General features: G+C 54.8%; 2 protein-coding genes. Both read right to left on the bottom strand.

Annotation, left to right across the window (positions count from 1 at the left end; all coding sequences use genetic code 11):
• Positions 1-117: 2-C-methyl-D-erythritol 2,4-cyclodiphosphate synthase (locus B3W37_RS08760; protein WP_483175421.1), on the bottom strand; the 117-nt coding region annotated here is incomplete at its 3' end.
• Positions 118-137: 20 nt separating this feature from the next.
• Positions 138-736: 2-C-methyl-D-erythritol 4-phosphate cytidylyltransferase (gene ispD / locus B3W37_RS08755; RefSeq protein WP_483175410.1), on the bottom strand; the 599-nt coding region annotated here is incomplete at its 5' end.

Below are 736 nucleotides of genomic sequence, written 5' to 3'. Positions count from 1 at the left end.
AACATCGGCATCCGAATGGCCTAATAACCCGGTGGGGTGCGGGATATCGACCCCGCCCAGAACCAGCCGGCGGCCCTCTACCAGTCTGTGAACATCATAGCCGGTGCCAATGCGCATGAATACCTCCTTGCTGCCCATTATAACCGGTTCATCCGCAACAGGGCTTCCGCAACCAAAAGATCTTCAGTGGTGGTCATTTTTATATTGTTGGCTTCTCCGGGAACGACCTTGACCCTTCCGATGTAGACCTCGAACAGACTGGCATCATCAGTGCCCATCAGATCATCCCGGTAAGCACATTCGTAAGCCCTTATCAGTTCTTGATATTGAAAGATTTGCGGGGTCTGAATCAATGATACTACGGAACGATCCAGGGTATGGCCCACAAATCCGTCCCGGTCGATCATCTTTAAGGTGTCCCTGGCCATGACCCCGGGAATGGCTGCACCCCATTCCCGCGCTGATTCCAGCAAGCGGTCGATCAGCTGCTTGCTCAAGAGGGGACGGGCCCCGTCATGAACTGCCACATAAGCGGTATCCGTACCCAGGCTCTGCAGACCGGCCCATACCGAGTCCTGCCGTTCCGCTCCGCCGGGTATTACCCGGGATACCTTTTTGTAGCCGTAGCGCCCGATGACCTCACGCTGGCAGTAATTGACCTCATCGGGATGAGCTACCACCACGATTTCATCCACCTGCGGATGGGCTTCAAAAACATCGATAGAATAGGCCAATA

It is taken from the genome of Syntrophomonas sp. UBA5494 (genome assembly GCF_002426325.1).
Note: the sequence above shows the minus strand (reverse complement) of the source record. Positions and strands in the feature narration are given on the sequence as shown.